This is a genomic window from Adhaeribacter aerolatus, from assembly GCF_007991635.1.
GTDB lineage: Bacteria > Bacteroidota > Bacteroidia > Cytophagales > Hymenobacteraceae > Adhaeribacter > Adhaeribacter aerolatus.
This window is the reverse complement of the sequence record NZ_BJYS01000002.1, coordinates 237599-258697: the sequence shown is the minus strand read 5'-3', so window position 1 is coordinate 258697 and position 21099 is coordinate 237599. Positions and strand designations below refer to the sequence as shown.

At 46.2% G+C, this 21099-nt stretch carries 12 protein-coding genes; 2 read left to right on the top strand and 10 right to left on the bottom strand.

The window, feature by feature from the left end; all coding sequences use genetic code 11:
• The first annotated feature begins 399 nt into the window (after positions 1 to 399).
• Positions 400 to 939 carry an RNA polymerase sigma factor gene (locus tag AAE02nite_RS02920; protein ID WP_146894944.1) on the top strand — a complete coding sequence of 180 codons (540 nt, stop codon included), beginning with the start codon at positions 400 to 402 and terminating at the stop codon, positions 937 to 939.
• A gap of 12 nt (positions 940 to 951) precedes the next feature.
• Complete coding sequence (locus AAE02nite_RS02915; RefSeq protein WP_146894943.1) at positions 952 to 1779, top strand: tetratricopeptide repeat protein; 828 nt, start codon at positions 952 to 954, stop codon at positions 1777 to 1779.
• 645 nt (positions 1780 to 2424) lie between these two features.
• Here AAE02nite_RS02915 and AAE02nite_RS02905 read toward each other — a convergent pair.
• The 10 genes from AAE02nite_RS02905 to AAE02nite_RS02860 all read right to left on the bottom strand — a co-directional run bounded on the left by AAE02nite_RS02905 (position 2425) and on the right by AAE02nite_RS02860 (position 20924).
• The gene (locus AAE02nite_RS02905) at positions 2425 to 5232 is read right to left on the bottom strand and encodes a CHAT domain-containing protein (RefSeq protein WP_170252506.1); all 2808 of its coding nucleotides are present in this window, start codon (positions 5230 to 5232) and stop codon (positions 2425 to 2427) included.
• Positions 5233 to 5393: 161 nt separating this feature from the next.
• The gene (locus AAE02nite_RS02900) at positions 5394 to 6395 is read right to left on the bottom strand and encodes a hypothetical protein (protein WP_146894941.1); all 1002 of its coding nucleotides are present in this window, start codon (positions 6393 to 6395) and stop codon (positions 5394 to 5396) included.
• A gap of 647 nt (positions 6396 to 7042) precedes the next feature.
• Complete coding sequence (locus AAE02nite_RS02895) at positions 7043 to 8062, bottom strand: thiopeptide-type bacteriocin biosynthesis protein (RefSeq protein ID WP_146894940.1); 1020 nt, start codon at positions 8060 to 8062, stop codon at positions 7043 to 7045.
• A gap of 436 nt (positions 8063 to 8498) precedes the next feature.
• Positions 8499 to 11468: a lantibiotic dehydratase gene (locus tag AAE02nite_RS02890; protein WP_146894939.1), complete on the bottom strand. Its 2970-nt coding sequence runs from the start codon at positions 11466 to 11468 to the stop codon at positions 8499 to 8501.
• A 60-nt stretch (positions 11469 to 11528) separates the two neighbouring features.
• Positions 11529 to 12866, bottom strand: a complete 1338-nt coding sequence (locus tag AAE02nite_RS02885; RefSeq protein ID WP_146894938.1) for an HlyD family secretion protein — start codon at positions 12864 to 12866, stop codon at positions 11529 to 11531.
• Positions 12867 to 12905: 39 nt separating this feature from the next.
• Entirely contained in the window at positions 12906 to 14927 is a 2022-nt protein-coding gene (locus AAE02nite_RS02880) for a lanthionine synthetase LanC family protein (protein ID WP_146894937.1), read from the bottom strand.
• A 37-nt stretch (positions 14928 to 14964) separates the two neighbouring features.
• The gene (locus AAE02nite_RS02875; RefSeq protein WP_146894936.1) at positions 14965 to 17157 is read right to left on the bottom strand and encodes a peptidase domain-containing ABC transporter; all 2193 of its coding nucleotides are present in this window, start codon (positions 17155 to 17157) and stop codon (positions 14965 to 14967) included.
• Between the two features lie 209 nt (positions 17158 to 17366).
• On the bottom strand, positions 17367 to 17606 hold the full coding sequence (locus AAE02nite_RS02870; protein ID WP_146894935.1) for a pinensin family lanthipeptide: 240 nt from the start codon (positions 17604 to 17606) through the stop codon (positions 17367 to 17369).
• Positions 17607 to 17683: 77 nt separating this feature from the next.
• Positions 17684 to 17980 (bottom strand): pinensin family lanthipeptide, encoded by a 297-nt coding sequence (locus AAE02nite_RS02865; protein ID WP_146894934.1) that lies wholly within the window; start codon positions 17978 to 17980, stop codon positions 17684 to 17686.
• A gap of 706 nt (positions 17981 to 18686) precedes the next feature.
• Positions 18687 to 20924 (bottom strand): M3 family metallopeptidase, encoded by a 2238-nt coding sequence (locus AAE02nite_RS02860; protein WP_246150748.1) that lies wholly within the window; start codon positions 20922 to 20924, stop codon positions 18687 to 18689.
• Positions 20925 to 21099: the final 175 nt, after the last annotated feature.

Sequence of the window (21099 nt, the reverse complement as noted above, 5' to 3'; positions counted from 1 at the left end):
AGAACGGCCGGGGAGTTTATTTTTTAGCCAGGTAGAACATCAGCCTCATAAATATTGATTTCGGTAATTAAAATATTAAAATAAGTAGTACTAAGTGTTTAAACTAGTGGGCCATCAGGATACTACGAACCTAAATGACCGAATAAGGCATAACTCAGGCAAGCTAGCTTAATATTTTACGCAAGTTCTTCACTCCTAAATTAAAATATCTCCTTACTTCCTGTTATAGACTATCATAAACTTTAATAAATTATTTATTTAATGGTTAACTTAAATAAGATTTTGCTATTAATATTATATTGAGTACCACATAGCGCCCTTTGTAAGTGTACACTCACTAGAGTACCCAACTTTCATCTGCTACGAAGATAAAAGTTGGGGCTTAAAGAATTTTATCCGATGACCGAGGAAAAAATCTTGCATGAATTAAAGAACCGAAATGAAAATACCATACGCTCCGTTTATCAGGCCAACTGGCCCATGATTTTACAAATGGTTAAAGTAAATAATGGCAACGAGGCCGAGGCAAAGGATTTGTACCAGGATAGTATGCTGGATTTCCTGGAAAAAGTTTGGGAAGAGGATTTTGTACTCACCTGTAAGATTAAAACCTTTATTTATTCTATCTGTCGCCGGAAATGGTTGTACCGCCTAAGAGGGAAAGTTAAATTTATTGATATTGAGACCTACACCGAAGTAACAGAAATAGCAATAGAGATACCGGAAGAGGCCACGGACCTGCCCGACGACAACCAGATTATGAATGCCATTAACCAACTGGGCGAGCCTTGTAAAAGTTTATTAATCGGGTTTTACTACGAAAAACTAACCATGGAACAACTCGCCCAAAAATTAAACTATAAAAGCCTGAATGTAGCGAAGCAGCAAAAATTCCGGTGCAAAGATCGCCTGAAAAATGCTATCTTAAACCGGCCCTAAGCGTTTAAAGTTATGATTGACGATGCAAATAAAGACGAGCTGATAGAGCAATATGTACAGGGCAAACTCAGGGGGAAACTGCTGGACGAATTTAAAAACAAATTAGCAGCCGACGCCGCCTTTAGAGCCGATGTAGCCCTGGAACAAGCCATGGTACGGAACTTAAAAACAGCCGGCCGGGCAGAAATACGTCTAAAATTTGAGCATTTCCACCAGGAAATGCCCCGGGAAAGTTACAGCTATACGCCGGCCAAAGCAGAACCTTCGCTACTAGAGAAGTTAAAAGAAATAATTGCCGAAAAATTAACGCTGCTGAACGCAAAGCCTTATTGGGCAATGGCTGCCGCCAGTGTTGTTTTACTTATTGCTGCCACCTTTATATTTTTTAATACCCAAACTGCTCCCGCTGAAATTTATGGTGCTTATTACACGCCCTACCCAATAGAAACGTTTAGGAGCGCTCCCACCGAAAACACGTTAGCTACCCAGGCCGCCGCTGCTTACAATGCCGGCGATTATCAGCGCAGTATTACTTTATTTAAACAAATATTAGCACAGGAAGCTAACGAGCAAGCTTTGTTCTATTTAGGCAACGCCTACCTCTCGGCCAACCGGCCCCAGGAAGCCATTAACACGTATAAACTGTATTTACAAAAATACCGGGAGTTCGAAAATGAAGCTAAATGGTACCTGGGCTTAAGTTATATTAAGGTTGGCAAGTACAGCGAAGCTCAAAAACTTTTCGCAGCATTAGCCGCCAATCAAAATCCCGATAATGATTACCAGGAGGAAGCCAAGCAAATTCTAAAGAAATATAATTTTAAGAAAACGGCCGATTAATACCAATTGAAATAATCATTGTTTCATGGCAAGGCTGGTTTACATTAGTTCTGAATAAAGATAGTTTGTAGTTTACTCCGTGGTTTTTAATATTAACTAGCAGGTCCGCTGGCTTTTGCCCTGTGCAATGGGCACCTGCTTTTATTCTGAATGAGATTAACCCTTCCGCCCTCTGGGCACCTTCCCTAAATTAGGGAAGGAGTTCGGCCGAACCGCAACATCGCCCATTAGCAATGAGGAGGAGGATTATTATTTAATAATGATTGAGCTAAGAAGGCAGCAGCTATGGGCAACTGACAGCAGTTTGGACAGCGAGGGCCTTTTGGAAGATTCTCTTCTGGCTTTCAGGTGCTTTAGCATTCCGACGCAGGAGGAAAGGAAAGATGAGCAGCCCGAGCGGCCAAACGGGGCCCGCCGGCCCGGAGGCTTCTTAGACCTACAAATACGGTTAGCACCTGCACCTTGAAAGATGGAATCTTTCAAAAGATAAAATAAAGCAGCTTAATTCTCATGCCATAAAGCAATTTGAAAAAAATCAACCTAATAATATAATTCCATTCAGGAGAGTTGGAATAATTTAAAAAGGCTATGCAAATCACCTGTACCACAAACCTGTTCTGGCAGCTGAATTAAAACAGTAGTAACTCAGGCTTTAACCATTAATTGTTTATTCTGTTTCCGGCGCTTGTAGAGGAGCCATCCTGCCAAAACGCCAATCCCTACAGCAACCAACACCCAAATAAACCGACTGTTATCCGGATAGACAGGAGTTTCATCGCCGATAAAAATAAAGTTTGCCCAATAAACCGGCGATTGCTGCCGGGAACTGGTTACGGAGGCGAGGTAATCGAGCTTAGCCAGGCGTACAGCTTCATCTTTGGGTTTACCTTGTTTCAGGTAAGTATGCAGGCGGGTGGTAATATAGGCGGTGGCCTTGTCTTCGGCCTGCCATAAAGTAGTTACAATACTGGGGCAACCGGCATAGGCAAAAGCCCGGGCCAGGCTCATAATACCCTCACCATTCACCAGCTTGCCGCTGCCCGTTTCGCAGGCGCTTAATACCACCAGCTTCAGCTTGTTTAAGGGCAGGTTATAAATTTCCGAGGCATACAGCCGGGCGCTGTTTTGTAAATTACGCTGGTAAAACGCAATGTAAGATTGCAGCGGATCTTGGTTATCGGCTTTGGCGTGAGTAGCCAGGTGAATAATATCGAATTTACTTATTAATTCCCGAAGCCGTTCTTTAGTAGCATCTTTCCCGATGTATACCTGACCGCCAATTTTTTCCACTTCGTCGGTAGAGGCGAGCAAAGGAGCCAGTAAGTCGGCGCGTAAAGAATTATCTACCGGGCTGCTGTTATTGCCGAAGGGCGCCATGGCCAGTACAGAAACGTTGCGCCTGCTTACCTCCGTTGCGGGGGCAGGGCGCAAAAGTTTAGCCGAGTAAGCATAACTAACCGTGTAATCCTGGATTAAGTAGCGGGTATGTTGTAAATCCGGAACCAAAGCCTCGAAAGGCAGATAACAAAGCGCTTTATCGGGTATAATGAGCAAGCGGTTTTTGCCGGCTAATACCCCGTTGATCGGCGCCAGTAATTGCTGGTATAAGCGGTGCGCCGCCTTATTACCCTGGTAACGGGAACCCGCTTTGGCCTGGTACAAAGCCTTATAAAGTGTCTGCCAATTCGGTGTAAAATCAGCGGTGGTGCCAATTGGCTGAGCGGTAAAGTTATTCTGCGTAATAACAAAAACATACAAGTACTTTTTACCGATGAAATATTCCACCACAGCCGTTTGGCCATCGAGTTGCTGCTGCAGTTGGCTAATGCTGAGCGGTTTGGTATCGTACTTAAGTGCGTAATATTTTTTATTCTTTTCGAACTCCTTGTATATGCCGGCCAGCTTTATATCGTTTTCCCGCATGTAGTTGCGGTAACTTTCCTGGTTGGCACTAACGGTATCTTCGGCCAGCTTAACCAGCAAAGCAGCATTATTTCGTTTTAAATCGGCCTCGCGCCGCAGCAAGGTTGGGCTGATACCCGGTATTTTTTTAAGGTCCAAACCCCGTAAACTCTCGGCCAGTACGGCGACTTTACTTTCTTCGGCGAGGGCAAAGGCAGCTTCGCGGTAGCGGTTTTGCTTCGTTCTGTTAAAAAGCTGGAAAGCTGTGGCAATGGCTTCTTCGTAGGCCGGTGCTACGATGTTAGTCAAAAACAATTTGGCTTCGTCGGAATCAAAGCTTTTGCGAATGCGACCGGCCAATTCAAAAGCCACCTGATAGGTATTAAGCGAAGCCTCCAGGTCGGTTAGGTTTTGGGTTTGGCTAAAATATTCCCGGAAAGCCTGCGCTTTGTAACTTAAAACCTCAAAGTACAATAACGGCGAAATGACATTCTGGAAGTCTGACGTATTTTGATAAATATCGGCCGCATTAAAAGTAAAATGAAGCGATTGTAAGGTCAACTGATACTGCTTTATGGCCGGCAAATATTTCTTTTGGGCTGCGTATACCTGTCCTTTTCCGGCTAAAGCAATGGCCAAGCCATCATTTTTATAGTTTAAGCGGGCCCGGCCAATTTGCTGTGCTTTATCGTAACTGCTGAAAGCCTGCTGGTAATTTCTGGTTTTTAAGTAAACCGCGCCAAAACTGTTATAATAATCAATTTCCTCAGCGGTGGCATCCAGGCTGGCTTTATTGGGAATATTCTTAAATTTTATTTTTTGCAGGTAAGTTTTAGCGCTGTCGGCTTTATTTAATTGCAGAAAAACGGTAGCCATGTTCTGGTACAAAATATTGCTAATAATGCCGTACCGGGTTAACGTTTTAAGTTTGTCAATGGCCGGCTGATACAAGCCGAGTTTGCGATGGGCACCGGCAATATTGTTACTATACATCACATACCGGGTAACGTGGTCGTTATTTGCTGGTGCGGGTGCTTGGCCGTCGGGGTTTAATATTTTTAATGCTTTTTCGTAATAATTAGTACTCTGGGCATAGTTGCCGAACAGGTAGTATAAACTGCCCAGGCCGTTGTAAAAGCGTAAGGTATAAGCAGACGGAATATGGGGGTATTGGGCGAGCAGGTGGCCCGCCTTTTCGTAATTAGTATAGGCCGAATCGTAACGATTCAGGTGAATATAGCTTTCGGAAATGAGTACCAGTGGGTAAAAAGAGCTGGAGTCCGCCTGGGGATTTATTTTTTTCTCGTTCGCAACCGATTCCTGATAAGCGTTAATTGCCTGCCGGTAATCTCCGCGCATCTGGTAAATAATGCCCATGCCAAAACAAGCATCTACCAGGTTTAAGTCGGGTTGAGGCTTGCCAATATAAAGCGCTTTGGCCTCCTGGTATTTTTGCAAGGCTAAGCGGTGGTTGCCCTGTTCAAATAATAAAGTGTAGGCTTCATTGCACAACTGTTCAGCCTGCTGCTGGTAAGTTGCTTTCTGCGCCATAGCCTTTATTCCCAAAAAGCAAATTATGGTTAGCAGTACCCACCTCACCCGTGTAGATAGCTTACGTTGGTTCATAATATTTCCGGGAATTAACTATTTGACTCAGATAAATAACTGACTCTATGCGTTTTATCCTTCTCTTAAAAAAAATCGGCTGCCGGTTACCTTCCAATACATATTTCCGGGGGAGCCAAGGGGCTGCTACTCTCTTTGGCCTTCGGCATCAGAAACAAAAACGACGTTAGAGCAGTCAGGAAGGCAGCCAACGTCTCCCAGGGCGAATCAGTTAAAAAGGCTCCGGATAAACCCGGCAGCATTGCCAGCGGTAAACTCTTCCGGAAAATAGAATTACTCTGCTGTCTGATGCGTACTTTCAGATCGTGCGGCATATCTGCTTCGGTATCAAAGAAATGAATCCGGACTTTGGTTTTGTTCAGGATGTCCGCTCCCGGACCGGATTTCAGGCGGTAATAAATGGTAAAATCTCTGCTGGTACCGTTTTCCGGAAAGCTGTCGCAGGATCCGTCAGGGTTTCGCCGGAACCCCAACGCGCCGCTTCGGATGAAGTTTCTTAGATCTATTACCGCCGATTCGGGATTCAGCCCAAAACGCGTTAACAGCAGATCGGCGGTTGGCTTACGATTGGGTAACGGATTAAGGCCAAACGTGCCGTCCGGCGCTTTTCGGGCAGGCACTTCCTGCGAAGGAACTTGTTCATCGGGACTATTACTGCCAAAATAAAAAGGCCTGATATTCAGATCACCGGGGCTGGATAGAGAGAAAAACCCGCCTTCGTAGCCAATACCGCTAATTACCACCTGGGTCCGGATTACGCAATCGGCTCCGCAGGGCGTAAACTCCACGGTATACCTAACGCCCGCATCACTATTATTTATATCAATTTCGCCGGTTTGCGAATCGATATTTAAACCACCGGGATAAGCGTTAAAAAAACCGGGTATATTGCCGGTTACTACCGGTTGTATTCGGTTTGGTTCATCTTCTTTCACATAAAAAACCGGCTCGTTGTAGGCATTCTGGTATTTGCTGCGGTAAGTAAATTTAAATTTAACCTTGGTTGGGGTGCATTGCGGGCCTGGCTCCCACAAACGTTCACTATCCTGACTATAACGCACTTTTCGGGCTGTTGCTCTATGCTCCATATTTTTAAACGGCTTTTTCTGAAACCATAATCTTACTTTAGGAAAAGATTTAGAGATGATTTTTTTAGTGAGTACAGCGCCCAAGGAAAGTAATATGAGCCGGGATAACTTTTTAGTGCGCATAACAGCTTGTTTTACTCATTACCTGTTTAGAACCCATTTAGCAGCAGGCATTCATTAATCTTTTCTTTCCGGTAGGCCAAAAAGAAAACCGGGAGGTCAAAACTGCTTAATCTAAGGTGCTAAACGAAGTTTCCGAACCGCATCCTAATTGTTTAACTAATCTTCGGTTGTTTACTTTCCGAGCTTCAGGTTTCCGGACAAAAGCAATATTTTTTATAATTCCGGTACCAATCCGGTACCAAATACAACACATATTACCACTATAAAGTTAACCAGTTTAGGCGGCTAAAGCAATACCTAAATTTTAGTATTTACGTTGGTGGCACTCCTGAATAATGACCGGACTTTACCCGTGACTGCGTAAAAGAAATGCATCTGTTGCCACCACGACAACAAAGAAAATGCTGCCATTACAACTTATTACTTTGTGTCCGAAATTATCATTGCCGATTACGCCTGTAGAAGATGTCCTACCCCGGAACAGGCTTTCAGATTTAAATGCATAAGCTAAAATCAGTCCAGGTTTATACTGCTTGCAGTGCCATTTCCGCCAATCCTTCTTTTATCAGGAAGCCCAAATAGCCTTCGTCGCGGTTCAGAATGCCTAACCGGTTATTCGTCATGTGGATGTAGCTATCGTAAATAGCCCAGCGTTGCAGTTGCTGTGTTGAGATGTTTTCGGAAGTCAGGCCTGCTGCCCACTGGGGTAATATTACCTGGTTGTCTTGCTGCGCTTGCCGAAAGGCGGCGTTTATTACCTGCGTTTGTTCTAGCCATGTATTAAACCAGTGTTGTTCAAATACTGTGTTATTTTCGAGGCCCTGCCATATCTGGGTAAAAAGCGGCAGCAGCATATTTTTTTGTTTATGGTAGGTGTTTCGGAATGCTTTTATTACTTCTTCCTGCCTGGTTTTTATTTCTTCAGCCGATAGTTGCTGCGGGGGCGGAAAGTAAGCCCGGGGCAGCCAGTTCCGGAATACACCGGAAAAGAAATTTATTGTTGCGGGTAAATCCAAGCCGGCAGCAAAAGCAAAGCCCAGGTGCATCTGGATAGCTATGCCCAGCGCCCGGCTGTAGTCCCACTGGTTATTTTCTGTTAAAGCCCCCAGTACCGCTTCCGATGAAGCCTGAAACTGACTTTCAGAGATAAATATTCCGCTATCGCCGCCGTAGCGTTCTGTTTCGGGTTCGTACGGGATAAACTGGATAGAATTATTCGGATACCACTGCTGGGCTTCTGGTACTGCTGCGAGCCAGGGCGGATCAATGCGGCAGGAAGGATGCATTGTAAAGTAATTCGAAAAATATTGTATTATCCTCGGTTTAACCTGGTTTTCCAGCACCTCGGGATCGCCTTTAAACCGCAACCGGATATGCGGGCCTTTTTCCCAGTACCGGATAAAGAAAAATTGCTCCGCCAGCCCCTCCGCTAATATTTTTTGCACAAAAGGCGCCACTGCCTGCCTGAGAAAATCTTCCCAGGGTTCGTTATAATATAAATAAGCGCCCAACCACGATTGACCGGAAAGTGAATTTGTATTCATGATAAGAATTCTATTTTAGACTTACATTCGTATGAATTATCAGATGACGAGCCAATCTTCCAGATGACGAGGCAATCTTCGAATAATAAGATAGCGTTGCTTTCTGTGCTGGATTGTCTCTGTTACCTCACCCTAAATCCCTCTCCTGAAGGCGAGGGACTTAAATTAGCTTTAAAAATGTACCATTATCGATTTGGTAATGCGTTCTAAAGATTGTAATCAAGTTGAGCCTGTAGAAACAGCTGAATACAATTCTATATTACGGCAATAGATTCTTCGACAAACTTCGGGATGACAAAAGCATCTTTTAAAGTGCTGTTCCTATTTAATAGTATTATTAATTGTAATTCAAATAATCTGCCGTAGGCAAAAGAGTCGCAAGAAAATTACCATCAGGCCGGCTCCCCTTATCCTCTGGGAGGGATGAGGCGCCACCTCAATTATACCATTGCACTACAAATTCCGTCACGAATCGCTGGTTATTAATCTTTAACAGATCCGGTGAATAGGGCAGCATCTCTTCTATTTTCAGGGTGTGGGGCACTTTGGTTAGCAGTTTCTCGAACAAATGCGCCAGGAGCGGATTATTAAAGTTGATGTACTGGGGTTTGTAATCGTCGCGGCCCAGCTTTTTAGTAAGTTCGGGATCGATGCCGGTTTGCTGCCGGTTTTGCGAAATGGTAACGTATACCTCATCTGCAATGCCGTGACTTTGGCGCCATTCGTTTATTGCTAAAAAGTAACTCCAGTCCGACATATCGGGCTGCCGCTTTGGTATTAATTCTTTTGGAACATACCAGCCCTTCCGCTGCAAAACGAGTTGGTTTTGGTACACAATGCGGGGCCGGATAATGAGCTGGGGCTCCGGATTAGCAGCTTCCGTATTTATGTTAACGGTGTTTGGCTCAACAGCCGCGTTCACTGCCGAAACTACCGGGTAAGAAAACAAATATTCGGCCCGGGTAAATTTATCGAGGAGTTGGAAGAGCTGCGAACGCCCACTATGCCCCTGGAAACCCAAATCAAAGACATAGCTTCGCTGGCCCGTTTCTTTATGAAATAACTGAATTTCACCGGCCGGCTCATCTACCCTTACCTCAAAATCCGAAACAGGGAATTGTTGGGCTACGGGTAAGCTGTTGTGGCCACCGGGTATTCTTATTTCGGCAGGCATTAAGGGCGGATGCAGGTTGGCATTAAAATAAGAAGCATCGCCGTTTTCTATAAATAAACTGTTTTGGGGTTGTAAAGCGCTGTTCCAGCCCCGGACGGTTTGGGTTACTTCTTTAGGTAAAATATACAGAAACCGGCTCAGCATTTTGCCATAACCCGCCAGCGAAGCGTTGAGCACACCTTTTAACTGCCATTCACCGGTTTCATCTTGCTCCTGGTACAACTGCACAAAAGCCCCGTAAGAATTAGCTCCAACAGATTCTGGTGCCGGAATAAACGGGGTTTGGTTAACTTGCCGGATAAAATCGAGCGATAAATCTACCTGGTTAATTCCTTCCGAAGAAATTTCCGGCAAAGCCGCCACCATTTTCTGAAACCATGCTTTATTTTTTTGGCCGGACTGGCTGAGTTGTTCTGAAGTTAAAAGACCCGGATTTAATTCTTTATTCAACTCTGCCTGCGCTGAATTGTCAACTCCTTCATCCGGGTTTGTTTGAAGCAGATTGTTGTCTTTCCCGGTTAACGCCTGTTGTTTTTTCGCCAGCCATTCTGCTTCCGGTTTTTTAATTTCCCGGTAAAAATCTTCGTAAAATTGCAGCAGGTTAACCCGGCTACCGGCTCCATACTTTTTCTTAAAATAACTAAACATCAACTCCTGCTCATCGGCCATTCCCCGGAAGGGGCGCATTTCCTGTAGCAGGCCAAACAGGTTTTGTACCAACTGACTTAACTTTTCGGCATCTACCTGCACCGCCGCTTCCCGAATGCTATCTTCGTAAAATAGCTGCTCGGGCTTAAAGCTAAAGTAAGTAGAGGACTTATGTTCAAATATTACTTCTTTGGATTTGGCGGGTCCTACTTTTTCTACTACCAACACAGTTTCCCCGGCTTGCCGACCGTTTTCCTTTTGCTGGTGCGCGGCTTCTTTCTGAGAGTTCAGCCATTCGGCCTGTAATTCTTCGGGAGTTTTCCGTTCTATTTCGGGCAGACCGGCTGCTTCGTGCAGTTTCATACAAATATTCCGGAACCGCTGATAAACCTCGTTCAGTATGCGCTGGCGTTCCGGCACGGTTGCCTGGGCATATTGGCTGGATTGCTGACGGATGTACTGCAGCGTTTCGGTTAGGGCAGCCATGTGGCTAACCTGCTGCTGCGCTAAATAGGCTAACTGATCTAACAGCTTTAAATCCCAATCCGGGTCGGTACCCGAAACACCCAGGTCAAACTCCAGAAAACCGTAGCCGGTTAATTGTCGGAGATAACTTTGGATATTTTCGGCCGGGGCATCCACATACTCACAAATTTCTTCGGCCAAAGCGCCAAACCGAATACCAGCCGGATTGGCCTGCACCAATTGTAAAACCAACCCCAGCACCGGCGAGGCCGGAATCCGCTGAAAAGCGTCTACATTATTATGATTGGTTAGGTAAACATACTGGTCTTGTTCTTGCGCGATGGTGGGATTGGCGCGTAGCAACAGATGGGGGTAAATTTCTTTACTCGCGGTAAATAAATCTTTTAAATATTTAAACAGATTGTTGTTTAACCGAATGTGCCCCACTACCGAATTTTCAGTATCCGGGTTAGCATCGATCTGAATAGCTTTGCCGGGCAAGGAGCCAAGCGTACCCAGCGCCAGGTTATTAAACGTGCTAAAGGGCGAGGTTTTGGTATACATGCGGGTAATATATTTCAGCAGGCTTTGTTCAGTCTGAAATTCTTTCTTCCGAAAGCTGTCGGGGTCTTGCCGGGCGTAATCTTTTAAAGCATTCAGCAAAGACTGGCTCGATAGCACCAGCCCTTTTTGCAAGTTTTCGTCGTGGGCCAATTGCTGCAAATGCCGGCGACCGGTGTACAAGAACTGCTCGTAGATGGCGGCTGCTCTTTCCGTTTCGGCTTGCAGCTCTGCGGCAAAAACCAGGTATTCATCCACCTCAGAAGTTAATACTGCCGGTAAGTGGGGTTTGGCTGTTGCCAGAACTTGGGGTTTCACCGGGCGTTGGTTAAAAATATCGCGCCGTAAATTCTGCACCTGGTTCTGAATCTTCTGGTCGGGCAAGTTTTTGATGCATTCGAATAAATGCGCGCACAACTGTTCTTTTAACCGTTGTTTCTCGTTCCTGCGCGTAATCAGGCAGGCTGTCCGGGTGCTTAGTTCGCGGTAATCTACCTGGGTTAAATGCTCGTAGGAGCCGCCCCCAATACGGGCCAGGAGGTAAGGGAAAACTCTCATAATATTCTTAGATTAAGATTAGATATTGCGTTTGGGTGCATTACTACCGAGGATAAATAACTAGCTTCTGGGGTTATCCAGCAGCGCCCGGAACTGGTGCAACATGCGTTCAAGCAGCCGTAAGTCTTCTGTAATAATTTCGGCGGTACCCTGCATTTCCTGCCGAAACGGTAATTCCCGGCGGTAACTAGTGGTTAATCCTTGGGGCAGGGCAATCTGAATGGTGTAAACATTATTTTGCGGAATGGGCGAGATGGTTTGTACAGTACCTTGTACTATGCCGAATTCGGGGGATGGATAATTATCAAACTTAATATTTACCCGCTGGCCGGGCGCTACTTTACCCGAACCGGTTATGGGCAACTGCACCTGGGCAAATAAATCCTTTGAGGGCGGCACGATTGTGAAAACCGCCTCGCCGGCCTTGATAAACTGATTATTGCTCCAATATTTTACAAAGGCTATTTCGCCGGTAATGGGTGCTTTAAACACGTATTGCTGCTCCCAGCTATCCAGGTGGCCTTCCAGTTGTTTTACAGCGGTTTCGATCTTAGCACGCAAGCGGTCTTCCTGGTCCGCCGCATTGGTCTGGTACTCGGTAATTTGGGCCTGGAGCTGCGCTATTACCAGTTGGTTGTTTATAATCTGACCCTGCGCCGATTCAAAAGTTCGCTTCGCTTGCAGGTAAGCATTGTTGGTGCGATCAAAATCAATGTCGGCAATTACCTTTTCCGAGAGCAGCTTAAAATCGATGGCGTAGCGTTTTTGCGCCAGTTGCAGTTCTTCCCACAATATTTGCTGCTGGATTTCCAGTTGTGCATTTAAAGCTTCGTAGCCCCGAATCCGCTGCTGTACTGCCACAATTTGCTTCGCCGCTAAGTTGGTGCTCCGGTTGCGTTTATATTCCTGCAGGCTGGTGAGCAAAGCCAGGTACGCATCCTGTAACTCGCCTAAACGCAGGTTTTCGGGCAAAGAGATATCATTTATCTCCGGTTCCTGCGGTTGGCTTATCTGCTGTTTAATATGCGTGATTTCTGCGGTGAGGTACTGCACATCTTTTATATCGGCCGGACTTTCGATTATTCCCAGGTAAGCGCCTTTTTGTACGTATTCCTTATCTTTTACCAGAAACTGAATACGTCCTTCGGCACGGGCTACCATGCTAACCGGCGGCGTTTGGGTGGTAAGTACTACCCGGGAAGTCAGCACATCGGGATATTTTACGAGCCAGCTGGCCAGGAGCAGTAAACTCACAATGGCAAATACCACTGTAATCCCCCACCGGATCATCCAGTTGGGCATCTGGCCTAATAGTTCCTGTACTTCTTCGGTACGCAGTTCAATCGATTGGTCGGTGGTCTGGGCTGCTCCGTTTAAAGAATATTGATAGGTAGGCATCTATTTTAAAATTTAGGTTTGAGGAAAAATAAATATTGCTCAGGAGGCAAGGATTTCCGGCGCAGCAATAACCGTTTGGACCATGACTGGTAAAGGATGCTGATCCGGTTCCAGGAGGATGCCGGCCCGGATGGCTTGCCGGATTTGCCCGACAACCAGAGTTTCTACTGTGGCCTGCTGGGCAACAGCCAGTTCTTCAAAACAATGTAAGATATGCTGCACGCCCGTTGCTACCGTTTTTGCTTCCGCAAAAGCCTTCAGTACCGTAGCGGTAAATTCCGTTAATAGTAGTTCCTGGGTATAATGCAGAGAAGGCATGAGCAATAAATTGCACTCGCCGGTTGGCGGGCTGGCTTTATATTGGGTACTGAGCAACTGCATATCCGGATCAACCATTAGCACGGTTTTGGCTAATGCCACCTCCGGCAGGGCAGCCAGCACCGCTATTCGCTCCGCCTTCTTTTTGCTTTTGTAGGATAAAAGGGCATCACTCGAAATATCCTGATTCATCTGTAATTTCAACCATTCTACCAGTAATCCCTCGTACAGCAAATGGCTCTCCGATAGGGGCAGCAAAGTCGTTTGGTCTTTCGCCCATGCAACAAAATCGTCCGGGAAAGAACCGGTTTGGGAAGTTTCGCCCGCTCGCTGCCGGAAATAATTGTCTACCTCTTCGGGTAGCAAGTTCTGGAGCAGTTGCAGCGTACAAGGGAATATTTTGCTTATTAATTTACGCTGTACCGCTCCCGGCGAAAGGCAGAGATTGGCGTAAGTGCCTACTTTTGGTGGAGCAATATTTTTTATAATTGGCATTAAAACAGAAGGCACTTGCCGGGGTTGCAGCAGTCGTAAATAAAAATAACCAATACCCGCGTTGCCCATAAACAGGCTGGTATCTTCGCCGGCATATTTTGTACCGGAGCGGTAACCGCCGTTAAGCGCTCTTGATTGAATGGCAGCAATGGCCACCGATTCCGCCATCTCCAGATAATCCGGTCTGTTATACAACTCATAAGCTTTCAAGAATATTTCGGCATTGCCTGCCCCACCGTGGCAAAGTGTAAAAGAAGTGGTACGACCGATTTCCTGACTATCTTCCCAGGTATGCGCAATAGCTTGCAGCGCTTGCATTGCGTACGCCGGCTTTTGCAAAAGTTTAAAAGCCCGTAAACGGGCTAAACCAATTCCGGCGGCACCGTGGCACCAGGCATTCATGCTGGTACCTTTTGTAAAGAAACCGTAATCGGCAGCGGCGTAAGCTCCTTGCTGGGCCTGTTCATCGGCTGGGGTTAGTACCATCTTCCGGAAATCGTACCAGTTATTTATCTCTGGATCGTAGTACTGCGACTCGTAAGTAAAGGCTTGTTCGGCTAGCCAGTAAAAAGTGGGGTTCTTTAAATAATTTCCCAGTTCCAATAACACATAGCCCACACCCGAGGCCCCGTGCGAAAAACCGCATAAGCCGTGCACGTTTACCGGAACGCGGTCCCAATAAATTCCTTTTTTGCCCATATGCGTCTGGGAGAGCAGTTGCCCGGCATATTTATCTATATATTCCAGCAACCAGGCCTCCTGGGTGGCAGCGTGCAGATGCACCAGGCATAACAGGGTTCCGGCCAAACCATTGATATATTCCATTATCCCAGGCTCCCAATCTTTTAAACCGGTTTTGGTAATGGCTAACGCTTTGTCCAGATATTCTGGATTTTGGGTTAAATTGTGTAATTGCAGGTAAGTATAAGGCACCGACATGCGGCCGGTGAGAAAGGTATAATTAGTAGCGGGATGTTCCCGGCAATACCACTCTAGCCAGCGGCCACCTTCCAGCGCACCGTGCAAATATTTATTTTGCCGGGTCTGCTTATAGAGTTCCGCTAAGAATAGAATAATTCCGCAAACCCCGTTGTAAATGCTTTCGGATGTACGCCATTGAATAATTTCGCCTTGCTGGTCGATGGTTTTCCAGGACATGCCCTGAGGCGCTACTTCGGCTTTCGCCAGCAATTCATCACCAATCCGAATGGCTTCGTTCCGAATCAGGTCTTTTAATTTTGTTTCCACGGGAAGTTGATATTGGGATTGGAAAAGAAATATTTTATCAGGTGCCGAGTTCTAACTGATTCCGGACCAATTGAAAATAAGCACCGCGTTGGCCTGCTAATTCCGTGTGGGTGCCGCGTTCAATAATCTGGCCTTTGTCGAGCACAATAATTTGGTCGGCGTTTACCACCGTACTTAAGCGATGCGCTACTACCACCACCGTTTTGCCATCCAGAAAACTGTTGAGGTTACCCATAATGGTACGCTCATTGTTCGCATCCAGCGCATTGGTGGCTTCGTCGAAGAAGATGTAATCGGGATTTTTGTATACCGCCCGCGCAATTAAAATGCGTTGCCGTTGTCCCTGGCTTAAGCCGTGCCCGTCGCCGCCAATTTTGGTGTTGTAGTTCAGGGCCAGCGATTCGATATATTCCTGAATATTGGCCACCTTTACGGCATAGAGCAGGCGTTCGCGGTCTATCTCATCGTCGCCGATGGCAATGTTGCGGGCAATGGTATCGTTAAAAATATACCCGTCCTGCATTACGGCGCCGCAGCGTTCCCGCCAGTGGCGGTTACTGAAATGCGAGAATCCCATACCGCCCAACCGTATTTCGCCCTGCGTAGGCTCGTAAAATTTTAGAAGCAGTTTTATGAGGGTAGTTTTGCCGCTGCCACTGGCCCCCACAATAGCGGTGGTTTTGCCTTGCGGAATGGTGAGGGAAATATTGCGTAATACTTTTTCCGAGTGAGCCCCTTCGTACTTAAAACCAATATGGTGCAGGGTAAGCGAGCCATCTTCGGGGAACAGGACTAACTTTTGTTCTTTATCGTCTTCTTCGTTCTTTTTCTGATGAATTTCGCCTAAGCGTTCCAGGCTGATTTTAGCGTCCTGCGAAGCCCGGATAAAATTAATCATCTCGTTAATGGGCGCATTTAACTGCCCGATAATGGATTGCACGGCCAGCATCATACCCAGGGTAATCTCACCGTTAATCACGGCCTTGGCCGCCATGTAAGTGATAAATATATTTTTGGCTTCGTTGATAAAAATGGAGCCGCTTTCCTGGTATTGGTTCAGGGCCAGGGTTTTAATACTTACTTTAAATAAGGCTGCTTGTATGCGCTCCCACTCCCAGCGCTTTTGCCGCTCGCAGTTCTGGAGTTTTATTTCCTGCATGCCACTGATGAGTTGAATTAGATTGCTTTGGTTAGCAGCCATCTGATCGAACAACTTGTAATCCAAATCGCGGCGACGGCGCATAAAAACCAACACCCAGGTGGCGTAAAGCACACTTCCCAGCAAAAAAATACCGAATATTTTCAGATCGTAGTAAGCCAGCACCAGGCCAAAAATGAGCAGGTTAACGAAGGAAAAAACCACGCTCAGCGTAGAAGAAGTCAGGAAGCTTTCGATGCGTTTGTGGTCGCCGATGCGCTGCAATAAATCGCCGATCATTTTGGTATCGAAGAAGCCAAGTGGCAACTTCATCAGCTTAATTAAAAAATCCGACAGGATAGAAATATTAATGCGGGTACCAATGTGCAGCAAAATCCAGCTCCGGATCATTTCCACAGCCGTGCGGCTAAAAAACAGCATAAGTTGTCCCGCCAGTACCAAGTTCACAAAATTTATATTCTGGGTATTAATACCTACATCCACAATAGATTGGGTGAGCAGCGGAAAAATTAATTGCAGCAAACTTCCCACCAGCATGCCCACAAAAAGCTGCACCAAAAACCGTTTATAAGGCTTCAGGTAAGCCAGCAAAAAACTAAAACTTAATTTACCGGTACTTTCTTCACCAACCTGGGCATAAAAGGCCGGTGTGGTTTCCAGGAACAGGACAATACCAGCTTCGGCTTCTTTGGGCTGACCGTATAACCAACCATCCAGAAATTCCTGCCGGGAATATTGGATTAAACCGTGGCTCGGGTCGGCTACCAGAACCTGATCTTTTTTAAAGCCATAAACCACAACAAAATGCCGCTGCCGCCAATGCGCGATAAAAGGGGTAGGCGCTTCTGCCTTTAGCTTCTCGAAAGGTATTTTAGCCATCAGCGTCCGGAAACCAATGGCTTCGGCGGCATCGCTGATACCCAGCAGCGACACGCCCTCGCGGGTAAAGTAGCTTTTCTGCCGCAGGGCCTGCAACGAATAGATTTTACCGTAGTGTTTGGCCACCATCCGCAAACAGGTGGGGCCGCAATCCATGGCATCTAGTTGCCGGTAAAAAGGGAACTGCTTCATTTTAATAGACAAGAAGGGTTATGAGGGAACAGAGCTAGCTGCAATTGGGGGAGGCAAACCGTTAAGCAACCAGGTGCGGCCGGTTTAAACCACTATATTATTGGGATAAATGAGCTTTCAACCAAATATTCAGGAAGGTATCTTTTCGGTGGAAGGAGCCTAAAATACTGCTGCCTGCAGGTGTATGCAGGCAGCAGCTCAGTTGTTTATTAGTATCTTACTACCGGGTTAATAACATCCGAAATTTGTTTGCTGGTGAATTCACAGCCGTAAGAGCATTGTAAAGACCAGATATCAACAAACCGGGTAGTATTTACCGGCACGTAGTAGCAGAAGTTGTAACCGGTTCCGCCGCCATTCACATCCTGGGTTTGTTCCTGCTCTTTGTTAAAGTCAGTTACAAAACTTTGCACTTTTAATTCATCGAGGTTTAATTTTTGGTTTTTCATGATTTTAAAATATTAAGGTTGATAAAAAAAATTAAGAAATTACTGATACTTAAGTGATTTAAGACGAATGATTCACCTTAAAATCTGATGGTACCGCCATCCCATGTGGTGGTGGTAACCGGAAAATCGGTTGGTATTTTGGTCGGAATCTGCTCGGGGTTGCAGAGCGCGTAATTGCAGGTAGCCGCAAAACAGGAAATATTGCGGGTAATGGTAAGCCGGGGTCCGAGGCAAATAATTAGTTGCGAAGGATCGATACAATAGGCGCGGCCGGTACCCCCGTTTATCTCCTGGGTCTGGCCCTGCTCTTTGTCGAAATCCGTCACAAAGCTCTGAACTTTCAACTCATCAAGTTTTAGCTTTTGATTTTTCATGATTTTTAAAATGATTTTGTATTAATTGAATAAGTGCACCTGAATTGCAGCAATTATTAATTATTGGCGCGCCCGGAATAATTAAATTATCAATGCAAGCTTTGCAGGAGAAACCGGCCATTTACCATTTTAAACTTCCATTCAACTTTGTTTTAAGCATTCAAAAGCAAACTTCTGTAACTATCGGGAGTGCTTTTATTACCTGTTAACTTTAAAAGCTGAATTGGTTTGAATAAGCTTTTGAGCCGGTTTTCATTAGTTGATTGCTCAGAGAAGGAAAGGTCAACAGCAGAAAAGAAATAATTTTTTAAATATTTTTTAGGACCTAGTTGAGTCAAAATAAGATTGGCAGGCCGGAGAGCGAAGTACAAAAACAAGTGGGGGCATTTGCCGCTTTTACTTTTACCAGTTTAATAAATTAACCAGGTATAATACCAACTCGCCTAAACTAGCTGCCATAGCTTAAAACCTCACAGGTCTTAAAGATCTGTGAAGTTTGTGCAACCGGTATAACCATTGTTCAGTCAGGGAAGAGCGTTCAAGAGCTTTGGTAAAAAAAAACCGGTTTATCCTGGTATCGACAGCAGCATGAGGGAAATATTAACAAATAAAAAGGCCTGGCTCTAGTATAACATCGTTATCTAAAGTCAGGCTTTTTAGCGGAATATTTCCGGCTAATTTTCCGGAACGAATAATTTCAAAGATTTTACTGTGCTTTCCGTTTTCCACCCGCAGGTACGGCTTTACGGGTTTTGGTTCCTGGGGTTAAAAATCCCCGTTTGCGCATCAGCGCTTCGGTTTTAGGGTCACGGCCCCGGAAAGAACGGTAGCCTTCGGCCGGATCGATGGTGTTGCCCACCGAAAAAATATGCTGCCGGAGGCGCTGGGCCACGGCTTTGTCATAGGGACCGCCGGCTTCTACAAAAGCGCCGTAAGCATCGGCCGTTAGCACATCCGACCACAAGTAGCTGTAATAACCCGCTGAATACCCATCGCTGCCAAATACGTGTAAAAACTGGGGCGTACGGTGGCGCATTACAATTTGGGCAGGCATGCCTAACTCCTGCAGGGTTTGTTTTTCAAAAGCATCCGGGTCAATTTTTTGGTCGCCGGCTAAGTGCAGTTTCATATCCACAAGGGCGCTGGCCAAATATTCTACCGTTTCAAAACCTTCGTTAAACGTAGCCGCCTTTTCGATGCGCTGCACCAGGTTCTGCGGAATAGGTTTACCGGTTTGGTAATGGACCGCAAAGCGCTGCAGTACTTCGGGCGTTGAAAGCCAGTGTTCTAATAGCTGCGAAGGAAACTCTACGTAATCGCGCACCACGGCCGTTCCGGACAACGACGGGTAGGTAACATTAGACGAAAGACCATGCAGGGCGTGCCCAAATTCGTGGAAAAGCGTGTTGGCATCGTCCCAGGAAATGAGCGTGGGCTCCCCGGCTTTGCCTTTTACAAAGTTGGAGTTATTTGAAACAATGGTGGTAATATTTTTATCGAGCCGCTGCTGGCTGCGGTAAGCATTCATCCAGGCGCCGGAACGCTTGCCGGCCCGGGCAAAAGCATCGAAATACCACAAACCCACGTGCTGGCCGTTGGTTTTATCTTTCACTTCCCAAACGCGCACGTCGGGGTGGTAAACGGGCACGTTGGTAACCTGGGTAAAATTAAAGTTTAAGAGTTCGCCGGCTACCCAAAACATACCTTCACGCAGCTTTTCGAGTTGTAAATATTGCTTTACTTCGTTCTGGTCCAGGTCGTACTTGGCTTTTCTGACTTTTTCAGCGTAGTAGCGGTAATCCCAAGGTTCAATCTTAATATTGGCGCCCTCTTTTTTGGCCAAAGCCTGCATATCGGCTACTTCCTCCCCTACCCGCTTCACGGCTGGCTTCCATACGGCTTCCATTAGTTCAACTGCCCGTTCGGGAGTTTTGGCCATTGCGTTTTCTAAGCGCCAGTGTGCATGCGTGGGGTAGCCAAGCAATTTTGCGCGTTCGGCCCGGAGCTGTAATATTTCGGTTATAATGGTATTATTATCGTGAGACCCGCCGTTGTCGCCGCGGTTTACAAACATGCGCCAGGCTTTTTCGCGGAGTTCGCGCCGGTCTGAGTACGTCAGAAAAGGATCGACGGAGGAACGGGTATTTGTAATTACCCACGCGCCGGGCATATTTTTAGTAGTAGCTGCGGCTGCCGCAGCATCCCGCAACGATTGGGGTAATCCGGCCAGTTCGGCTTCGGATTTTAATACCAGCACCTGGTCGGTTTCGTCGGCGAGTACATTCTGGCTGAAGCGGGTAAACAAACCGGCCAGTTGCTGATTAATTTGGGAGAGACGGGCTTTGGCAGTAGCATCTAATTTGGCACCGGCCCGCACAAAATTGGTGTAGTACCGCCAGGCCAGCCGTTGCTGTTCCGGGGTTAAACGGGCTTTCTCCGGCGAATTGTAAACTGCTTCGATGCGCCGGAAGAGGGCTTCGTTCTGCGTTATTTTATCGGAAAAAGCCGCTAGTTTAGGTGCCATTTCCCGCTGTACATTCTGAAACTCCGGATTATTCATGGTAGAACCCCAGATCCCATAAATAGTCTGAACGCGGTCGAGGGTTTCCCCGGCACGTTCCATAGCTTCCAGCGTGTTGCCAAAGGTGGGCGCGGCTGCATTATTTGCAATTTTATCTATTTCGGCCAGGTTCTCGGCCATGGCGGCTTCCAGGGCCGGTTTAAAAAAAGGAATTTCTACTTTATCAAACGGCGGCACCCCGCCGTAAGGACCTTCCCATGTAGCCAGAAGCGGGTTTGGTTTGGCTGGTTCCGGAGTGCTGACCGTTGGCGGAGTGGTTGTGTTGGTACTGGTACTTTTATTCGTATTCACGCAATTAGTAGTAGTAAAAATGATAGTGGGTGCCATTAACAGCACGGTAATTTTATTCTTTAAACTTGGCATCAGGTGTTAATAAATTTAAATAAGATATGCTTTGAACAATAACACAAAAGTAGGCTTTGTTAAAATATTATTTCGGACAATCTGCGGCAGGTCCGGTTAAATACCTACAGAACAGCCGGGAATATTTAGAACTTACGGCAATCCGGTTAATCCGTTATTGGGCTGATGAAGTTCA